This is a genomic window from Chryseobacterium glaciei, assembly GCF_001648155.1.
Classification (GTDB): domain Bacteria; phylum Bacteroidota; class Bacteroidia; order Flavobacteriales; family Weeksellaceae; genus Chryseobacterium; species Chryseobacterium glaciei.
The window spans coordinates 2,183,743-2,202,572 of the sequence record NZ_CP015199.1; the positions used below are offsets into that span (position 1 = coordinate 2,183,743).

Annotated in this window: 15 protein-coding genes; 3 read left to right on the plus strand and 12 right to left on the minus strand. The window is 34.0% G+C overall.

The features are described from left to right. The first annotated feature begins 52 nt into the window (after positions 1-52). Positions 53-676 carry a ribosome biogenesis GTP-binding protein YihA/YsxC gene (gene yihA, locus A0O34_RS09785; protein WP_066754178.1) on the plus strand — a complete coding sequence of 208 codons (624 nt, stop codon included), beginning with the start codon at positions 53-55 and terminating at the stop codon, positions 674-676. Further along, positions 669-1,118: a GNAT family N-acetyltransferase gene (locus tag A0O34_RS09790; protein WP_066754179.1), complete on the plus strand. Its 450-nt coding sequence runs from the start codon at positions 669-671 to the stop codon at positions 1,116-1,118. Before yihA ends, A0O34_RS09790 begins: the two co-directional genes overlap by 8 nt. Positions 1,119-1,194: 76 nt before the next feature. Here A0O34_RS09790 and A0O34_RS22340 read toward each other — a convergent pair whose 3' ends face one another. From A0O34_RS22340 to A0O34_RS09810, 5 genes are all read right to left on the minus strand, one after another. After that, entirely contained in the window at positions 1,195-1,518 is a 324-nt protein-coding gene (locus A0O34_RS22340; RefSeq protein WP_157885991.1) for a hypothetical protein, read from the minus strand. 69 nt (positions 1,519-1,587) lie between these two features. Continuing rightward, a complete protein-coding gene (locus tag A0O34_RS09795; protein WP_066754181.1) occupies positions 1,588-2,229 on the minus strand; it encodes a hypothetical protein in 642 nt (213 codons plus the stop codon). Between the two features lie 139 nt (positions 2,230-2,368). Beyond that, complete coding sequence (locus A0O34_RS09800) at positions 2,369-3,034, minus strand: response regulator (RefSeq protein ID WP_066754183.1); 666 nt, start codon at positions 3,032-3,034, stop codon at positions 2,369-2,371. A 12-nt stretch (positions 3,035-3,046) separates the two neighbouring features. Continuing rightward, entirely contained in the window at positions 3,047-4,711 is a 1,665-nt protein-coding gene (locus A0O34_RS09805) for a tetratricopeptide repeat-containing sensor histidine kinase (RefSeq protein WP_082891135.1), read from the minus strand. Positions 4,712-4,773: 62 nt separating this feature from the next. Continuing rightward, entirely contained in the window at positions 4,774-4,977 is a 204-nt protein-coding gene (locus A0O34_RS09810; RefSeq protein ID WP_157885992.1) for a hypothetical protein, read from the minus strand. Between the two features lie 381 nt (positions 4,978-5,358). Here A0O34_RS09810 and A0O34_RS09815 point away from each other — a divergent pair, with 381 nt between their 5' ends. Beyond that, positions 5,359-6,186, plus strand: coding sequence for a hypothetical protein (locus A0O34_RS09815; protein WP_066754186.1), 828 nt, complete (start codon positions 5,359-5,361; stop codon positions 6,184-6,186). Between the two features lie 73 nt (positions 6,187-6,259). On the opposite strand, the gene msrA is transcribed toward A0O34_RS09815, so the two are convergent. The 7 genes from msrA to secA form a co-directional block, all read right to left on the minus strand. After that, positions 6,260-6,814 carry a peptide-methionine (S)-S-oxide reductase MsrA gene (gene msrA, locus A0O34_RS09820; RefSeq protein WP_066754187.1) on the minus strand — a complete coding sequence of 185 codons (555 nt, stop codon included), beginning with the start codon at positions 6,812-6,814 and terminating at the stop codon, positions 6,260-6,262. A 365-nt stretch (positions 6,815-7,179) separates the two neighbouring features. Next, positions 7,180-8,148: an ROK family protein gene (locus tag A0O34_RS09825; protein ID WP_066754188.1), complete on the minus strand. Its 969-nt coding sequence runs from the start codon at positions 8,146-8,148 to the stop codon at positions 7,180-7,182. 87 nt (positions 8,149-8,235) lie between these two features. Continuing rightward, positions 8,236-9,444, minus strand: a complete 1,209-nt coding sequence (locus A0O34_RS09830; RefSeq protein WP_066754190.1) for a PepSY-associated TM helix domain-containing protein — start codon at positions 9,442-9,444, stop codon at positions 8,236-8,238. Positions 9,445-9,982: 538 nt separating this feature from the next. Continuing rightward, the gene (locus A0O34_RS09835; protein ID WP_066754192.1) at positions 9,983-12,094 is read right to left on the minus strand and encodes a TonB-dependent receptor; all 2,112 of its coding nucleotides are present in this window, start codon (positions 12,092-12,094) and stop codon (positions 9,983-9,985) included. Next, complete coding sequence (locus A0O34_RS09840; protein ID WP_066754194.1) at positions 12,094-13,299, minus strand: PepSY-associated TM helix domain-containing protein; 1,206 nt, start codon at positions 13,297-13,299, stop codon at positions 12,094-12,096. Before A0O34_RS09840 ends, A0O34_RS09835 begins: the two co-directional genes overlap by 1 nt. 40 nt (positions 13,300-13,339) lie before the next feature. Next, entirely contained in the window at positions 13,340-15,538 is a 2,199-nt protein-coding gene (locus A0O34_RS09845) for a TonB-dependent siderophore receptor (protein ID WP_066754196.1), read from the minus strand. Between the two features lie 149 nt (positions 15,539-15,687). Beyond that, positions 15,688-18,759, minus strand: a complete 3,072-nt coding sequence (secA, locus tag A0O34_RS09850) for a preprotein translocase subunit SecA (protein ID WP_066754197.1) — start codon at positions 18,757-18,759, stop codon at positions 15,688-15,690. Positions 18,760-18,830 lie beyond the last annotated feature (71 nt).

Sequence of the window (18,830 nt, forward strand, 5' to 3'; positions counted from 1 at the left end):
TTGAACCATTAAGAGCTTTTCTTAATGGTTTATTTTTCTAAAAATATTCGAAATGGTTATTAAGACTGCAGAATTTGTAAAAAGTAGCGGAAAATGGCAGGAATGTCCGGAACCGACAATCCCTGAATATGCTTTTATAGGAAGATCAAATGTTGGGAAATCTTCATTGATCAACGCGATGATGAACAGGAAAGATTTGGCTAAAACTTCCGGAACTCCAGGGAAAACTCAGCTTATTAATCATTTTATCGTCAATGAAAATTGGTATCTTACCGATTTACCGGGGTATGGTTATGCAAAGGTTTCAAAGGTTCTGAGAAGAGATTTTGAGAAACTGATCAACAATTATATTTTAAACAGGAAAAATCTTGTAAATCTTTTTGTTTTGATTGATTCAAGACATAGTCCACAGAAAATAGATCTTGAATTTATTGAATGGTGTGGAGAAAGCGGTGTTCCGTTTTCAATTGTTTTTACTAAAGTTGATAAACTGAAACCGAATATCGCCATAAAAAATGTAGAAGATTATAAGGCTGAGCTTTATAAAACGTGGGAAGATCTTCCCGAATTATATGTGACTTCTGCTGAAAAGAAAGAAGGTTGCGATGAAATTCTTGATTTTATACAAACCACAAACGACTTTTTAAATAATAATAACGTTAATTTCGATGAGTAATATTATCTGGAAAATTAAAACATTCGAGGAATTTACGGTCCCTGAATTATACGCCGTTTTGAAAGCCCGTATCGATGTTTTTGTGATCGAGCAGAATTGTCCTTATCCTGATTTGGATAATTATGACCAAAAGGCAATTCATATTTGGGCAGAGGAAGATGGAGATGTATTAGCATACTGTAGAGTTTTCGATAAAGGAATTAAATATGATGAAACCTCTTTAGGCAGAGTTTTAACCACAGAAAAAGCACGAGGAAAAAGCTTAGGAAAACTGCTGATAAAATATGCAGTTGAAACCATAGAAAACCGTTTTCATACTTCTGAAATCAGGATTTCTGCACAGGATTATTTATTGAAATTCTACGGAGATTTTGGTTTTGAAGATACCGGAAAAAAATATTTGGAAGATGACATTCCGCACACGGAAATGATCAGAAAATAAAGAAAAGCGAAGAGAAATCTTCGCTTTTTTTGATAATTAAATATATGGAGTGTTTTTATGGTTTTAGTTTTTGATGTTAATTACATCCTGAACAATACGATCTATCAACATATACTTTACTACTTCCAGAATAGTAATAACAACCTCCTCTTGACCCGACATTTAATGAATTACCATTATAAGTACAGCCTTTGCTTTGAGAGTAAGATGATCTTGAGCTGTTAGAGTAAGAAGATCTTGAACTTTTTGATCTGCTTTTTCTAACCTTGTTGCTTTTGCTTTTCTTTGGTTTTTTTGATGAAAATTCAGTTGTTGATGTTATACCGTTTGTTGATGCTGAAAAGCTTGCTGGTAATAGTAGACCTAAGCTTAAAAGACTTGTGAATAGGAGTTTTTTCATGGTTATTAGTTTTAAAAGTTTTTAATTATAATTTTAGAGTATATTTTTCTTTTTTGAAATGCTTTGTTTTTAAAGAGTTTCATTAATGATTTCAGAATCTTTTAAAGATTCGATGTCATAATAAGTGAATTCATCATCACCAGAATACCATTTATATTGTGTTTGTTTAAATCTTAGGTTTAAAAGCATTTCATGTAATGTAGATTGTGTTTCTTGAATATTTTTGTTACTAGCGAAATATCCAGCCGTAAATTGTAAAGTTCTATTTGTTGAACCAATAATTTTAACCTCGATATCATTTACCCAAAGTTTTTCTTTCATTAATTTATAATAGATAAGTCGAAGTTTTGGGAAGGTTTTTATTTGAGAGCTAATTACCTTTTTTTCAAGAGTTTTTGCTAATTTTTGCTCTTCAATATTCTGACTTTCTTTGCCTTCTTTAATATTAGAAGCATATACTTTATAAAGTGCTAGGACTATAACGATTCCATCTACTGAACTTACACTCTTCGTTAAATCAGAGTCTTTTTCAATTCCTTCTATTTCTCTTTCTAACCTTGTTTTTAAATCATTTTTCTTTTCTTCTGTTTTAGTGATTTTTTCAACGGGTGTATCTTTTTTAGGAGAATCATTTTTTGTGCACTTTATTAAGAAAAGGCAAAAAAGAACTAAAAGAATTACTGCTGACTTTTTAGATATAATTTTTTTCATAATTATCGTTTTTAAGAGGAGGGTTAATTTTGATTCAAAAATACAATCCTTTAAAAATCAAACCTTACGGGAATCCGTAAAACGAAAAAACCTTCCAAAAAAATTGAAAGGTTTAATAAAATATGTTTTAAAGATCTCGTTAAATAATCCCCAAATCCTTACAAAAAGCAACCAATTGCTCATTGCTAGTGACTTCCAACGCTTCTTTTAAGCTGTTTAATCTTTTTTCAACACTGCTTAAACTATTAGGTCTGATGTTGTTGTTTTGAAGATATACAGGAATGTTTTTTTGCAAAACTCCCTGTGATAGGAGAGAAACTAAAGTAATATCATAACTAGAAAACTCATAATTATTAAGTTTTTTCACCTCTTTTTTTAGGTCTAATGACAAGTAATTTTCATTAACATAAACAGATGCGATTGCTTTTTTTAATTCTTTTGAGTCATTTCTCGCTTTACGAACATAACCATTGATTTTTGATTCCGTAAAAAGAGAATCAATAACTCCGGATCTATGCTCGGCAGAAAAAACAATCACTTTTAATGAAGGCTGAATTTCCCGTAATTGCTGTACTAATTCTATTCCGTCTTTTATGTTTTGTTGGCGATGATCTTCTTCGTAATAAAGGTCGGTGATCAGCAGGTCGTAGGTATCATTTTCACGGACAGATTTTTTAATTTTGGCTAAAGCATCATCACAATATGAGACATAATCAACCGTTGGAACATTCAATTCTTCAAGCGTTTTTTGTACAGAAATACTGATACTTTCGTGGTCTTCGGATATTAAAATTTTTTTGAACATTGTTTTCTTTTTTTAAATAGGAAATGAAATGGTGATCTTCAATCCTTTTTCGATTTCGGTATCAAAAATAATTTCTCCGCGGACATTCTCAATACGGGAAACCGTACTCGTGAGTCCATTTTTATAAATTAATTCTCCAGAGATGCCTACACCATTGTCTGTGTAATGAATTGTGATAATATTATTTATCTTTTCAAATTTGAATACCACTCTGTCTGCCTGACTGTGTTTTTTCATATTGACCAAAAGTTCTCTAATGATCTGATAAACCTCTTCCTGACCTGATGATTTTAAATCTTTCCAAATGGTCTCATCATTTCCGGCAACATAGGTATTTACTGTTTCATTTTTAAAAGTGGCGATAAGCTTTGATATTTTCTTGCTGAAATCTTCCTCCTTTTCTTGTGAATCTATTTTTTCATAAGAAATATCTCTTGATTTTTCATAGACGAATTCCAGCTCATCCAGCATTTCATCTTTATCAATACTTTCCTGATTTTCAATTTTGGTTATTACTTGATAGATGCCGTTGGCAACGACGTCGTGTACTTTCTTGGAGAGTTTGAGTTGGTTGCTTTTTATTTTTAATTCGTTTTCTTGTTGAAGTCGTTTTTTTCTTTTTTTATTCCAGAAGAAACCGCCAATTAGAATTATTGATAAAATACCTAAACCAATATTTCGTTTTAAAATATCAACTTCCTTTTCTGCATCTTGAAGTTTTAGTTTTTGATTTTCTGCATTTTTTACTTCTACATCATATCTTATTATTGCAAATTGATTTTTAGCTTTATTTCTTGCTGTTTGTAGGCTGTCATTAATAAACTTATACTCTTTGAAATTATTTAAATAATTTTTAGGATCTAAATTTATAATTCTCTGTAATGCTTCTATTTTATCATCAGAAATCTTAATCTCTTTAGCTGTATTTAGTAATTTTATTGCAAATGATAATGATTTTTCTTTATCTCTCTGTGTGAAATAATCAGAGAGGGTTGCAAAGCTTGAATTTAAACCACGAGTATCATTATTTCTATATCTTATTTCTAATGCCTTGTATAGCTCAGGGAGAGGATTGTAATTTTTATTTTCTAATAGTTTAGCTTTAGCTAAATTATTTAGAGCCATAGAATAATTATTGCTATCCTTGGCTAAAACGGCTTTTTGTAGATATTTTTGAGCCATTTTACCATTTCCTTGTAATAATAAGACATCTCCGATATTATTATAGTATACATATTTATTCTCATCAACATTTGCATAATGTAAAGCTTTAATATAATATTCACTTGATTCTTTAAAATCTTTTAAAAAGGATGAAGAAATTGCCATATTATTATAACTAGAGGCAAGAGTACTTTTTACAGTACTGTCTTTTATATTCTTCAATAGTTTATTAGCTTCTAGTGAGGTCTCTATACTACCAAAGTAATCTCCTTTACTAGTTTGTATTATTGCCATATTTACTAAAGATTTGGCAGCACCTGTTGAATCTCTGTTTTTTAAATAATCATTTTTAGCTAAGTTGTAATAGATAAAAGCTGAGTCTGAAATGTTTGAGTTTCTAAATTTTTTAGCTTTTTGATAATATTTATCGGGATTTGTATTTTTAGAAAAAGTTTCCTTTTTACAAGAATTAAAAGCTAGTAAAATTGCTAAAAGGTAAAAAAGATTTTTCATTGAATTAGTTTTTATGCAAAGTAAGAAAAAGGACAGATTTATGCAATCTGCCCTTTTCATTTTTAAGGATTAGTAAATGGAGGAGGTGTTTGTCCTGTATTTCCTGTTATTGGGCCGCCATCGTCTCCCTCTCCGGTTCCTGTAGTTGGGCCACTCGGTCCGTTTTGCACTGTTACGGGGTTTCCGTTATTATCGTTACACGTTGTCGTATTTGCGTTGTTATGTGAGAATGCTAAACCTAGTAGCATTAATATAAACTGGATCATGTTTTCAAAAAATTTATTGTTAAAGCATTCGTGTTCTTCCCTGCGAAACAGATCGCAGATAGTTTTACACGTTTAAAATTTCGAAGCGCTTCTTAAATTTTTTGGGAAGTGAACCTTCAAAAACGGAGGAGAAACATCTGCTTCCCAACCCGGAGTTTTCCTCCGTTTTATCTGGTGATTTTGAAATCAGTTTTGTACATTTGTTTTTGTAATGTTTTGTTTCTCACTGATTTCTGAAGCAAAGATGCGACAATGGGTAAGGCAGGTGTTAGACAAAACATGGACATCGATGGACATCAAATGGACAGGGATTGTGTTACGGAAACCCGTAATGCGACATGGTCAAAAATTAGCTATTTTGTAACTCCTTAAAAACTAACTATGTCCAAGAAAAAACTACTAATTCATGAGGTATTCAGAAAGGCGGAAGAAGAGACCGGAAAAAAAACGAAAAATGGCCTAGCAGCTTATTTATGGGCTTACTTTGATGAGCGTTTTCCGGATTATATTACAGATAAAACTTTGTCTAGGTATTATGACACATTCATACGTGACAATGGAGATCGAAATATAGATACCGATACTTTAGATAAATTCAGTGAATATGTTGGCTATAAAAATTTCGCAGATTTCTCCAGAACTTTCATCAAAAAAGATGATGATGCCAATAAAACCACCGTCAAGATAAGTGTTGATAAAGATGAAGAATCAATCTCTGAGCTACTTTCTAATATAATTATCAATATAACGAACGAGCAAAATTTCAAAATGCCCGAATTCATGAAGAAAAATGGAATGGGGATTATGGAAATGGCTTTGGTGGTCTGTCTTGTCACCGGAAGTGTTATTTTTTCGCACCCAAAGAATAAAACATATGGTTTTGCCGGAATCTTACCATCGATGGAATGTATGTATTGGGATGGAAGCGAATATAAAATGGTAGATTGTAATGATAAGAACCCTCTGTTTGATCATAAAATTCCTGTGGATAAAGTAGAATTACAGTTTTTTAAAAGAATTTTGAGAAAAGATACTTTGACCTATGAAAATGCGATTGGGAAAACATGGTATTCAAAATATAATGGTGAAGTAGAGTTTTTTACAAAAGACGGAACAGATCCCGACACTGGGCGAGAACTAAGAAAATCAACGCCTCTTATGTTAGAAAAATATGCTTTTCAGCAATCAGATTCCATAGAAGTAGAATGATAAATTTTGAACATAAAAAAACCACAAAAGCATTGTAAACTTTTATGGTTAAAAATAAACTTTTGATTGATTTTTATTCTGCATTCAACATTCCCAATTCTCCGAAATGTTTTTTGAATTTCTGGATTTTAGGACCTACAACAGCACTGCAATAAGGCTGAGTGGGATTTTCATTATAATATCCTTGGTGATATTGCTCTGCTGACCAGAATTTCTCGAATTGTGTTAGTTCTGTAACATAAGTTCCAGCCCATCTTCCTGAAGCTTCAGAAACTATTATAGCTTCTTCGGCTTTTGCTTTTTCAGCATCATCTTTATAATAAATTACAGAGCGGTATTGAGTTCCGATGTCATTCCCTTGTCTGTTTAATTGAGTAGGATCGTGAAGAAAGAAAAATACATCCATTAATTGCTCATAAGAAATGATTTTAGGATCATAAGTGATCTGTACCACTTCCGCATGACCTGTTTCTCCTGTGCAAACTTCTTCATATGTCGGATTATCTTTATGACCTCCGGAATATCCTGAAAGTGCAGATTCAACACCTTTCAGCATATTGAAACAGCTTTCTACACACCAGAAACATCCGCCTCCGAAAGTAATTGTTTCTAAATTATTGTTATCCATTTTAGGTTGATTATTGTATTAAAAAAACTAATCAAAAGTAAGAAAAAGTTTTTCATTTTAGGTTGAAAAGAGGGGTTTAAACACAAATAACACTAATAGATTTCACAAATAATCACAAGAAAAATATAACGTAAACATCTGTGTAAATCTGTGAGATCTGTGGGAGGTTTTTAAACACTAATAACACTAATTTTTTCACAAATAAACACAATGATCCTTGTCAAGGTTTTAAACCTTGACAAGGATTTTACATGTAAAATAAATATAACGCAAACATCTGCGTAAATCCGTAAAATCTGTAGGAGATTAAAAAAACAAAAAGCACCCTAAAAAGGATGCTCAATATATTTTAAAATGTTTTTCAATTACTTTTCCCAAACCAAAGCACTTGCTCCTAAAATAGCAGCATCGGCTTCGTCAAGTTCACTGAAAACCAATTTCACTTTATTTCTAAAAATCGGAAGAAGATTTCTTTCCATATGAAGTTTAGCGGGCTTTAAGATGAAATCTCCGGCTTTAATTACTCCTCCAAATAAAAGAATAGCTTCCGGTGAAGAGAACATGACAAAATTTGCCAATGCTTCCCCTAATTTCTGACCTGTATATCTGAAAACCTCAATAGAAATCGGATCACCTTTCAAAGCACATTCGTGTACCGTTTTTGAGTTGATCGATTCTTCAGGAAACTGACTCAACATAGATTCCGGGAATTCTGCTCTCATCTTTTTTGCTGTGATCGCGATTCCTGTTGCAGAAGCATAAGCTTCCAAGCTTCCTTCAGATCCAGTACTCCAGTGTTTTCTTCCGCCTGGTTTTACAATCGTATGTCCAAGTTCACCTGCAAATCCATCATGCCCGTAGATCAATTTACCACTTGAAACAATTCCACTTCCTACGCCTGTTCCCAATGTGATCATGATAAAGTCTTTCATTCCGCGAGCCGCTCCGAAAAGCATTTCACCAAAAGCTGCAGCATTAGCATCATTAGTTATTGTAGTAGGTAAACCAAACTTTTCAGTCATTAATTTACCAAATGGGATGACGCCTTTCCAAGGTAAATTGGGAGCCTGTTCTATTGTTCCGGTATAGTAATTTCCGTTGGGAGCGCCTACACCAATTCCGTCAAAGTTTTTCTCTTTTCCGTAACTATTGATGAGCGGATGCACTTTTTCGTACAAAGCATCTATGAATTCTTCAACCGTCGCATATGCGTCAGTGCTTAGATTGCCTTTTTCAAGAACTTCACCTCTGTGGTTTACAACACCGAATTTGGTCGTTGTACCTCCAATATCAATTCCTAGGGCAACGTGTTTTGATAAATCTATTAATGACATTTCTATTCTTATAAATTCTAAAGGGTTAAAATTATAAAAAAGATTGTATTAATGAATTATTAACGAAACATTTATTAAAAAAAGTTTTTAAGCTGTTTTTACCGTTTTCTTTTTTCTTCTTCCCCACCAAACAAGGAAGCCAGTGACTGGTAATGAGGCACATATCAAACTTACAATGAATGCAATGATCTTTGTAGGGAGTCCTAAAATAGATCCAACGTGAATATCATAATTGGCTCCAACTGTTTTTTCACCAAAATTTTTGTCTTTCATGTCGTGAGTATGAAGCAGTTCACCTGAATTTTCGTCAAAAATTAAACTGCTGCTTTTATGATAAGAGTAAGACAAATGTTTTACATAAACTTCGAAATTCGGATGTTCGTGATCATCCATGTGCGGATGTCCAAGATCGAGTGCGAAACCATAAGAATCAGGATATTTTGCTCTAACTGTATTGCTGATCTTGTCTAATGTATCTTCAGTTCTTAATTCAATCGGAGCTTTTGTTTTGATATGAGAGAAATCCGGATATTTTGTTTCACCTCCTGAGAAGATCACATAAATCGTTGCCTGAACGACAAAGAATGCATAAAATAATCCTGTGAGTGAGAAGATCAAAGCAAAAATTGAGGCGTAAAAACCTAAGATATTATGAAGATCATAGTTTTTTCTTTTCCAACTTTTGATATTCTTCCATTTGAATGAAAAACGTTGCTTTCTCGCTGCTTTGTTTTTAGGCCACCATAAAATGATTCCTGATATCAGCATGATGACGAAGATGATAACAGGGATTCCCACAACATATGTTCCCCAATCCTGCTTCAACAAATAACTCCAGTGAATCATTTTTACGATCTGGAAGAAACCGTTTTTTTCGTCGTAGGTTCTTAGAACTTTTCCGTCATAAGGATTGACGTAAGCGACTTTATAGATAGGAAATTCATCAAAATAATTCCACGCATCGGTATTGTGTTCGTACCAATAGAATTGATAGGACATTTTTTTGTCGATAGGAATATTTACCCAGTGAATTGGGTATTTTTCTTTTACCTGAGCATCCACCGATTTTTCTAATACACGGATCGGAAGAATCTGTTTTTGATCGATATTTTGTTCATTATGATAGATGACATCTTTTCGAGTAATATTCTCAATTTCGTCTTTAAAAACATACAAAGCGCCAGTAATGGAAATGATGAAGATCAAAAATCCAATACCTAAACCAAACCACAAATGTAGTTTTCCTGTCCATTTTTTAAATATGCTTGGCTTTTTTTTGTGATGTTTCTTCTTCATAATTTCTTAAAGTTCGACAAAGATAAGTTTTTAATTTTTATTTAGAATGTTTATAATTAACAAGCTTGAAATAGAAAATATTATTCTTTTTTATTAAATAATTTAGTTTTTTTTGACGCAAAGTTTTATGTTGCTGAATGATTTATTTAAGAGAGCAAAGAAGAATCAACCAAGTTGATTTGATGAAGCTGTATTTTCAAGCTTCGCAAAGCAAATTTTATTTGCCTTTGCCTCCTAAAAAATAAAAAGTATGTAATAAAATCTTTGCGTTAAAAAATAAAATTCAAACAAATGAAACCTTGCATCATCAATAAAAGTCTTTTACACAACTCATAAAAGTCAAGATGAGTTGTAGGCTTAGATACTTATAAGATGACAAATATTGTGGATATTCCAAATGTTTAAATTAATGACTGCGTATTAGCCCCGATTGCAACGACATCCTTTTTCTTAAATGGCTTTGAAAAAAAGCGCTGGCGAAAAAGATATAGTGGAAAGCGGGAAAAAGCTTCAAACAAAAATTTAAATAAACTTTTAATTAAAATTTATACTCAACCATAAACGTTCCTCTTAATCCTAACGAGTTGGTAAAGTCGGCGTCTCTTGCCGCCCACCAGGCAATTGCAGGCTGATAGGTTTTGTTGAAAAGGTTTTCGATACCTAAAGAAACTTTCCAGTTTTGGTTCACTTCATAGCTTGATTTTAGGTTAAAAACGGTGTATTCAGGAACTTTTCCTTCTCCGTAGGCGTATAAACCTTTGGCATTAGGCTCGAATCTGTTTTGAGCAAAAGCATGTAACATATCAAGACCTACAGATAAAGACTGAATCGGTCTTACCTGAACATATGCTAAAACTTTCGGCGCAGAAATCCTGCTGTTGTTGATTTTGGCTGAATAATCTCCGTCATCTTTTATAGAGGTAATTCCTTCCATCCAGCTGTAGCTTCCTCCGAAATTGATCCATTTAGTGGGCGTGAAATGTAAAAATCCTTCTACACCATACACGACTTCCGGTGATCTTTGGATTGTTAACGCTCTGTCAGGGCTTTGAACAAAGGTTGCTCCCAACTTGGAAGTACTTACATAAGACGTAATCTCATAATTAACCCATTTTGCAATCTGCCCAGTCGCTCCAAATTCATAATTGTTGACAATGATTGGCTTTGTTTCAAGATTTTGGATGGTTCCTTCAGTTGAGGTTCTTAAAATTCTTCCTAATTCATTGATCGAGTAAGCCTGGGAAAAGCTTCCGAAAAGATTAAGCATTGGATTGATGTTGTAACGAACACCGATATTTCCAACTAAAGCATTGTATTTTAGATTTCCGCCTGTTACAAAAATACTTTTGGTGAAAGTTCCGTCACTTTTAACAGTAGAAAGTGTATTGAAATCTCCAACTTTTACAGCAATGTTTTCATATCGTAAACCTCCTTTTATGGTTAATTTTTTCATTAAATCAACTTTAACCAAAAGGAAAGGGGCGATGTTGGTCATGTTCATGTCCGGAGTCCAGTAACGGCCGTCTTCCAGTTTTTGAACGGTTTGATCATTCAAAACATCTAGTCCGTAGATCATTTCACCCTGAGAATTTTTACCACTCCATAATTGAGTATCGAAATTGGCTCTGGCACCTGTCTTTTTTGAAATAACATTCGACTGGCCACCATTCAGGAAAGTATCGCTGTATCCGTAAACGGTTCTGAAATCCTGTAAATAAAGGTTTACGTTTAATGAAGTTCCTTTCCACAGATTTTTGTTGTCATAGCTTAATTTGAAGTTATGATTTCTTGGTGTTCCCTGTGGAGTTGTTTCCAGATTTTTTCCTTCTCCTTCTCCAATCGTTGGGGTAACGCCGTATTTTCCTGTTTTTAAGCCTAAATTTAAATCAGATTTGGCAGCATAACCGATGTAGGAAGCTTCGACTCTTTGATTATCATTAATAGCGTAGCCTAATTTCAACATTCCGTTGTAGTTGTTCATCTTGGCTGTGCTGTACGTCGGACTAAGATTTACGCCATCTGCATCTTTCATAAACCCTGTTTTTTCATAAGCCAATGAAACTACGTAATCAAACTTGCTGATCTTTCCAGATAAAAGCTGACTTGCTCTGTAGCCTAATGTCCCGCCGTATTGCTGACCGGTAATTCCAAACTGGGAAATTCCCGAGATCTTCTTGTCGGATTTGCTTCTTCTTGTAATATAATTGATAATTCCTCCATCTGCACCGTTTCCGTAGATGGAAGAAGCTCCTTTAATCACCTCAATTCTTTCGATAACTGAAGGGTCGATAGATCTTAAATCTCTCGCTCCGTTTCGAAGTGGAGTAGACTGTGGAATACCATCAATTAAAACCAAAACCTGGCGTCCGCGAAGTGTTTGTCCTGTATTGGAAGTTTGTCCTGAGCTTGTTGCCAAACTCGGAACCGTATATTGTAAAATGCTTGTAATATCTGAATTTACAGTTAATTGTGACTGAACCTGTTTTTCACCAACAACGGTTATAGAACTCGGTATTTCTTTAATATTTTCTCTCTTTCTGGATGCCGTTAAAACAACCTCATCTACATCTTTTGTATTAATGCTGTCTTTTACTTGTCCAAATGCTGAAATAGTAGCTAAACAAGCTACAGATAGAGTTAATTTTTTCATTATAGTGTCTTAATTCCTTTTTTCTTTTGTTTCCCAAGCCATACTAAAAAGCCTGTTACTGGCAATGATGTGCAGATAAGTCCTGCGATAAACCAAATAATTTTCCCGAACAGTCCAAAATATGATCCTGTGTGAATATCATAATTGGCGTTGGCGTATTTTTCTGCGTTGTTTAATTGTTGATGAGGTTTATTGGCCAATAATTTCCCTGAATATTTATCAAAAACCAATTGATTTCTGATGGCAAATTTTCCATCTTCACCATACACGGAAACCGGAATGTTTTTTAAATCTTTCCCTTTTTTATTTTTTCTGTTTAATGGAATTCTAAAACTTGATGAGGTAGCGTATAGTTTTCTTGATTCGCCTGCGGTAAGGTCAAATATTGCATTATTCTTTGCTAAAAGTGAGTCGGGAGATTTGATTTCTTTTTCTTTTGGAAGTTCCAAAGAGCCCGATAATGTAAGATTAAAAGCATTTTTCACCCAAGGATAAGCGAAATAAATTCCTGACAAGCTTAGTATTAAAGCAATAAACGAAGCGTAAAATCCTAAGATATTATGAAGATCGTAGTTTTTGCGTTTCCATGTTTTTACGTTTTTCCAATCGAAAGAAAAACGTCCTTTTCTCATCTTTTTATTCTGTGGCCACCAAAGAATGATTCCTGTAATGAGCATAATGATAAAAAGTACGACTGGAATTCCTACCACATATTTTCCCCAATCTGAATTTAATAGCAAACTCCAGTGAATAGCTTTTAAGATAGGGAAGAGGTCATATTTTTCATTATAAATTCCAAGAACCTGACCTGTGTATTGATTAACGTAAATTAATTTGTTGATTTTAACTTCATCAAAATAATTCCATGCTTTTTTATCCTTTTCGTAATAGAGAAATTCATAAGATTTGTTCTTATCTAAAGGAATTTCAACGGAACTGATTGGATACTTTTCATTGATTTCCAAAGCAACTTTTTCACGAAGAACTTCAATGGATAATGGTTGCTTAGTAATTGTCTCAGCTTTTACAAAAATGGCTTCTTGTCTTAGCTGATTCTGAATTTCATCCTTAAAAATATACATTGTTCCCGTCAAAGAAACAATAAATACAATAAGCCCAACGGACAAACCAAACCACAAATGCAGTTTGGCAGACCATTTTTTGGTTGAAGAAACTTTCTTCTTATGATGATGTTTTTTCTTCATATCAAAAAGTTAACCTTTTGAGGGGTTAACTTTTGTTTATTTAAAATTTGTATCCTATTGAAAGTCTGAAGTTTCTTGGTGCTTCTGCTTGATAGTAGTAATAATTTGCGTAAGGTGAACCTGAGTATAAGTATCTGTTGAATACATTAAATACATTTAAACCAACTCTGAATTTAGAATTTTCCCAAGATGCACCAGCATCAAATTTCACATAATCATTCATCTGTTGAGTGTTTGTTCCTCCCCAGTCCCAGCTACTTCTATCGCCAAGATAAGTTCCTCCGAAGCTTAATCCGAATCCTTCTAATATTCCATCAGTGAAAGTATAATTTAACCAAGCATTTGCTGTATGTTTAGCGTATCCTGGAACTCTTTTTCCTTCAGGGTTGTTTTGTGGATCGTTAGATTCTATAATCTTATTTTCTGTAAATGCGTAGTTGAAGATAGCATTAAATCCTTTTGTAATTTCACCTTTCAAATCAAATTCTACTCCCTGAACTCTTGTTTTTCCAAGTAAAATTGAAAATTGTTCAAGTGGACTATTTGCAGGATCATTTACTGTAGAATTGTTTTTGATAATGTTATATGCAGATAAAGTTGTATTCCATTTTCCACCAAACCAATCTTTCTTTACCCCAACTTCCATGTTATTTCCTGTAATTGGTTTCACTGTACTTCCGTCTCTGAATATTGCAGCTTGTGGTACAAATGCTTGATCATATAAACCATATACTGACATGCTTTCATCAATAGAATAGCTAATACCAATACGAGGAGTTATTTTGTCAGCTTCAGATTTAGTCCCATAATTATTTTCTTTTACGGTTGTGTAACGTGCTGCAAGAGTAAGTCTTAATTTATCATCCAAAAAGCCTATTTCATCTTGTAAATACAATCCAGTATAGTTCTGCTCGATAGTACTTCCTGCTCCAGCTCTAACTGAAAGAGGTTTGGTTGTTCCGTCAAAAGGAAGGTAGTTTTTTGTATTATTGGGACCGTAATAATTTCCCGTACCATTAATATCGTAGTTATTAGTATTTAGATTATACCAATAGTTATGATCAGCAGCTTGAGTATAATCATCATTCTCATTATATTTATCAAGGTTATATCCTTGGGACCAGTCTGCCATGTACTTTTTGCTTCCCAAATCTAGTCCTGCCAAGATTTTATGAGAAACTGAACCTGTTTTTACAAAACCATTTAAGAAAACTTGTCCGAATTTCATCGTGTTATCCGCTTCCCAATATCCAAGGCGGCGAATCATATAGTTTCCTTCAAAACTGCTTGGCCAAAGATTGCTTCCCATCGTATATTCATTCACATACGTTAATTGAGAAGTTAATTTCCAGTTTTGGTTGAAGTTATGTTGTAGATTTATATTTACCGTGTTGTTATCTACTTTTGTTGGATCAATACCTGGATCTGTAGCTGTATATCCAACAGGTTTTGTTGCATATCCATCAAAACTGAATACATAGGCAGAACCTACTTCAGACATTTTTGCCTTTTGATAGATGTATTCTGCTGTTAAAGTTGTTTTATCAGAAAGTTTAACTTTTAATGAAGGATTGATAATATATCTATCATTGAATTCATAGTCTCTAAAACTGTTTTTGTTCTGAGCCATTAAATTCAATCTAAAAGCTACTTTATCAGTAATTTTAGTATCAATATCAGCTTCTCCTCTATACATATTGAAGCTTCCAAGAGTTACTCTTGCAGAACCGTTTAAAGATTGTCCTGTTGGCTTTTTAGTTACGATATTGTAAATACCGCTTGGCTCTCCGTTTGACATTAAGAATCCTGATGGTCCTTTAATGAATTCGATGTGATCTACGAAAGACATATCTTCACTTAGAGGTCCCCAGTTTGAAGTTACATTTACTCCGTTCATGAAAGCTGCTGCTCTGGATCCTCTCATGTTTACTCTTGTATACATGTCTCCCCAGTGCTCTAATCTTTGTGCTCCGGCAACGTTACGAAGAACACCATCGCTCAAAGTTGTTACCTGCTGATCTTCTAGCGCTCTGTTTGTAATGATTGAAATATTTTGTGGAATTTTTATCAACGCTTCATCTAAACGCATTGAAGATGAACCCTCTTTTTCTACATATTTCTTGTAATATTTCCCATTTACAATTACTTCTTCAATATCATTAGACTTGATAGAATCTTTTTCCTGCGCAAAAGTCAACATAGACCCCAACAGTGAGGCACAGATCAGTACATTTTTCATGAAAGTCAAATTTTCTGCAAATATATTGTTTTTAATTATTCTAAATAAATTTTCGAATTGATATTTATCATACGAATGTTATCCATTGAATAACAAAAAACCGCTCCAAGCAGTGCTGGAGCGGTTTCTATTCTATAATTAATTATTTCTTAAGCAGGAATTTCTCCTTTGTATAAGAATGAAATAATTTCTTTGTTTAATTTATCAATCATTTCGCTGAATAAGTGGAAAGATTCTTGTTTGTAAATCACCAACGGATCTTTTTGCTCGTAAACAGCTCCCTGAGAAGATTTTCTTAGATCATCCATCTCACGTAGGTGAAGTTTCCAGTTTTCATCGATAATTGATAAAGTGATATTCTTTTCAAAATCGTTGATCAAACTTTCACATTGAGTATCGTGCGCTTCTTTAAGATCAGCTACAATAGTCATTGTTTTGTGTCCGTCTGTGAAAGGAACCTGAATCATTTTAAACATTGAACCTTGATTTTGGAATACATTCTCAATAATAGGAAATGATTTCTCTTTCAATAAGTTCAGTTTCATGGCATAATCCTCCTGAGCAGCTTTGAATAAAATATTCGTTAATTCCGGAACTTGTTTGTTACCAAAATCACTTTCAGAAACAGGAGAAGCCATTGTGAAATGTTTGATTATTTCAAATTCAAAATCTTTATAACTTCCGTTTGCTTTTCCTTTTGAAACGATAGAGTTAGAAACATCGAAAATCATGTTAGTGATATCGTATTTCAAGTGATCTCCGAATAAAGCGTTCTTTCTTCTCTTGTAGATTACGTCACGTTGTTTGTTCATAACGTCATCATATTCAAGAAGTCTCTTTCTTGTTCCGAAGTTATTTTCCTCTACTTTTTTCTGCGCTCTTTCGATAGATTTACTGATCATTGAATGCTGAATAACTTCACCATCTTTATGACCCATTCTGTCCATCATTTTAGCGATTCTTTCAGAACCGAATAGACGCATCAAATTATCTTCAAGAGACACATAGAACTGAGAACTTCCCGGATCTCCCTGACGTCCCGCTCTACCTCTTAACTGTCTGTCAACACGTCTTGAATCGTGTCTTTCAGTACCGATAATTGCTAAACCTCCATTTTCTTTTACTTCTTTAGCCAATTTAATATCCGTACCACGACCTGCCATGTTGGTTGCGATGGTTACGGCTCCTGGCTGTCCTGCTCCGGCAACGATTTCCGCTTCCTTCTTGTGAAGTTTCGCGTTCAATACCTGGTGCGGGATTTTTCTTAATTGAAGGGCTTTTGAAAGCAACTGAGAAATTTCAACAGACGTTGTACCAACCAATACAGGTCTTCTTGCTGCTGTTAATTTTTCAATTTCTTCAATTACCGCATTATATTTTTCTCTGTTAGTTTTGAAAACTAAATCTTGTTTGTCGTCTCTTAAAATAGAACGGTTGGTAGGAATTACTACAACATCTAATTTGTAGATTTCCCAAAGTTCGCCTGCTTCAGTTTCAGCAGTACCCGTCATTCCCGTAAGTTTGTTGTACATACGGAAGTAGTTTTGAAGCGTTACCGTTGCAAAAGTTTGCGTTGCAGCTTCAATTTTCACGTTTTCTTTAGCTTCAATCGCTTGGTGTAGACCGTCTGAATAACGACGACCTTCCATGATACGACCAGTTTGCTCGTCAACGATTTTTACTTCACCATCAATTACTACATACTCATCATCTTTTTCGAATAATGTATATGCTTTCAATAACTGACTCATTGTGTGAACACGCTCAGATTTTTCAGCAAAATCAGAGAATAATTTTTCTTTAGCCTCGAATTCTTCTTCTTTAGTTAAATTTTTAGCTTCAACTTCAGCGATTTCAGTTCCGATATCAGGAAGAACGAAGAAATTATTATCCTCATTTCCCTGAGACATGTATTCAACACCTTTGTCTGTAAGATCAACCTGATTGTTTTTCTCCTCGATAACGAAATAAAGATCTTTATCTACGATCGGCATATCACGGTTGTTATCCTGCATGTATTGACCTTCAACTTTTTGAAGCAATGCTCTGTTTCCGCTTTCTGATAAGAACTTGATTAATTGTCTGTTTTTAGGCAAACCTCTGTAAGCCTGAAGTAATTTGAATCCTCCTTCCTTAGTATTTCCTGCAGCAATTAATTTTTTAGCTTCACCGAAAATTGCAGAAACGGTTTTCTTTTGAACTTCAACAATTCTGTCGATAGAAGGTTTAAGAACATCAAATTCTTGTCTGTCTCCCTGAGGAACCGGACCAGAAATAATCAATGGCGTTCTTGCATCATCTACCAAAACAGAGTCAACCTCATCCACGATAGCAAAGTTTAATTCTCTTTGTACCAATTCTGAAGGTGAAGTTACCATATTATCTCTCAAATAATCGAAACCGAATTCGTTATTTGTTCCATAAGTAATGTCTGAATTGTATGCTTTTCTTCTTCCATCTGAGTTCGGTTGGTGATTATCAATACAATCGATATTCATTCCGTGGAACTGATACAATGGACCCATCCAAGCGGAGTCTCTTTTTGCAAGATAATCGTTCACCGTTACGACGTGAACTCCTCTTTCAGGAAGTGCATTTAAGTAAATAGGTAATGTTCCTACCAAAGTTTTACCTTCACCGGTAGCCATTTCGGCAATTTTACCGCTGTGAAGAATAACCCCTCCAATAAACTGAACATCATAGTGGACCATATCCCAAACTACAGGAGTTCCGGCTGCGTCCCATGAGCTTTTCCAAACAGCTTGGTCTCCTTGGATTTCAACGAAATCCTTAGTTGCAGCAAGTTCTCTGTCCATTTGAGTGGCAGTTACACGGATCTCTCCGTTTTGTGCCCATCTTCTTGCTGTTTCTTTTACTAATGCAAAAGCTTCAGGAAGAACCTGGCTAAGAACTTTCTCCTCGATTTCGTATGAATCTTTCTTAAGAGACTCAATTTGTGAGAAAAGAGCTTCTTTTTCATCAACATTGGTCGAATTTTTTATCTGCTCTTTAATTTGTTCTATCTGCGCTGTGATGGTACTTGTTGCTGTTTTTATTTTATTTTTAAATTCAGCAGTTTTCTCTCTTAAGCCATCATCAGACAATTGCTGAATGTTTGGTTCAACAGCTTTGATTTTTGTTACAACTTTTTTTACTTCCTTTAGGTCCTGCGCTTTCTTGTCTCCCAAAAACCCTTTAAGAACTTTGTTTAAAAAACTCATAAATTTTTACTTTATGCCTAAAGCGATATGCTTTAAGCGTTTTACTAAATACGCTTACTGCGCAAAAATTG

Bases quoted from the DNA above. Each gene is read 5' to 3' on its own strand.
- yihA (WP_066754178.1), top strand. From the start codon at position 53: ATGGTTATTAAGACTGCAGAATTTGTAAAAAGTAGCGGAAAATGGCAG.
- A0O34_RS09790 (WP_066754179.1), top strand. From the start codon at position 669: ATGAGTAATATTATCTGGAAAATTAAAACATTCGAGGAATTTACGGTC.
- A0O34_RS22340 (WP_157885991.1), bottom strand. From the start codon at position 1,518: ATGAAAAAACTCCTATTCACAAGTCTTTTAAGCTTAGGTCTACTATTA.
- A0O34_RS09795 (WP_066754181.1), bottom strand. From the start codon at position 2,229: ATGAAAAAAATTATATCTAAAAAGTCAGCAGTAATTCTTTTAGTTCTT.
- A0O34_RS09800 (WP_066754183.1), bottom strand. From the start codon at position 3,034: ATGTTCAAAAAAATTTTAATATCCGAAGACCACGAAAGTATCAGTATT.
- A0O34_RS09805 (WP_082891135.1), bottom strand. From the start codon at position 4,711: ATGAAAAATCTTTTTTACCTTTTAGCAATTTTACTAGCTTTTAATTCT.
- A0O34_RS09810 (WP_157885992.1), bottom strand. From the start codon at position 4,977: ATGATCCAGTTTATATTAATGCTACTAGGTTTAGCATTCTCACATAAC.
- A0O34_RS09815 (WP_066754186.1), top strand. From the start codon at position 5,359: ATGTCCAAGAAAAAACTACTAATTCATGAGGTATTCAGAAAGGCGGAA.
- msrA (WP_066754187.1), bottom strand. From the start codon at position 6,814: ATGGATAACAATAATTTAGAAACAATTACTTTCGGAGGCGGATGTTTC.
- A0O34_RS09825 (WP_066754188.1), bottom strand. From the start codon at position 8,148: ATGTCATTAATAGATTTATCAAAACACGTTGCCCTAGGAATTGATATT.
- A0O34_RS09830 (WP_066754190.1), bottom strand. From the start codon at position 9,444: ATGAAGAAGAAACATCACAAAAAAAAGCCAAGCATATTTAAAAAATGG.
- A0O34_RS09835 (WP_066754192.1), bottom strand. From the start codon at position 12,094: ATGAAAAAATTAACTCTATCTGTAGCTTGTTTAGCTACTATTTCAGCA.
- A0O34_RS09840 (WP_066754194.1), bottom strand. From the start codon at position 13,299: ATGAAGAAAAAACATCATCATAAGAAGAAAGTTTCTTCAACCAAAAAA.
- A0O34_RS09845 (WP_066754196.1), bottom strand. From the start codon at position 15,538: ATGAAAAATGTACTGATCTGTGCCTCACTGTTGGGGTCTATGTTGACT.
- secA (WP_066754197.1), bottom strand. From the start codon at position 18,759: ATGAGTTTTTTAAACAAAGTTCTTAAAGGGTTTTTGGGAGACAAGAAA.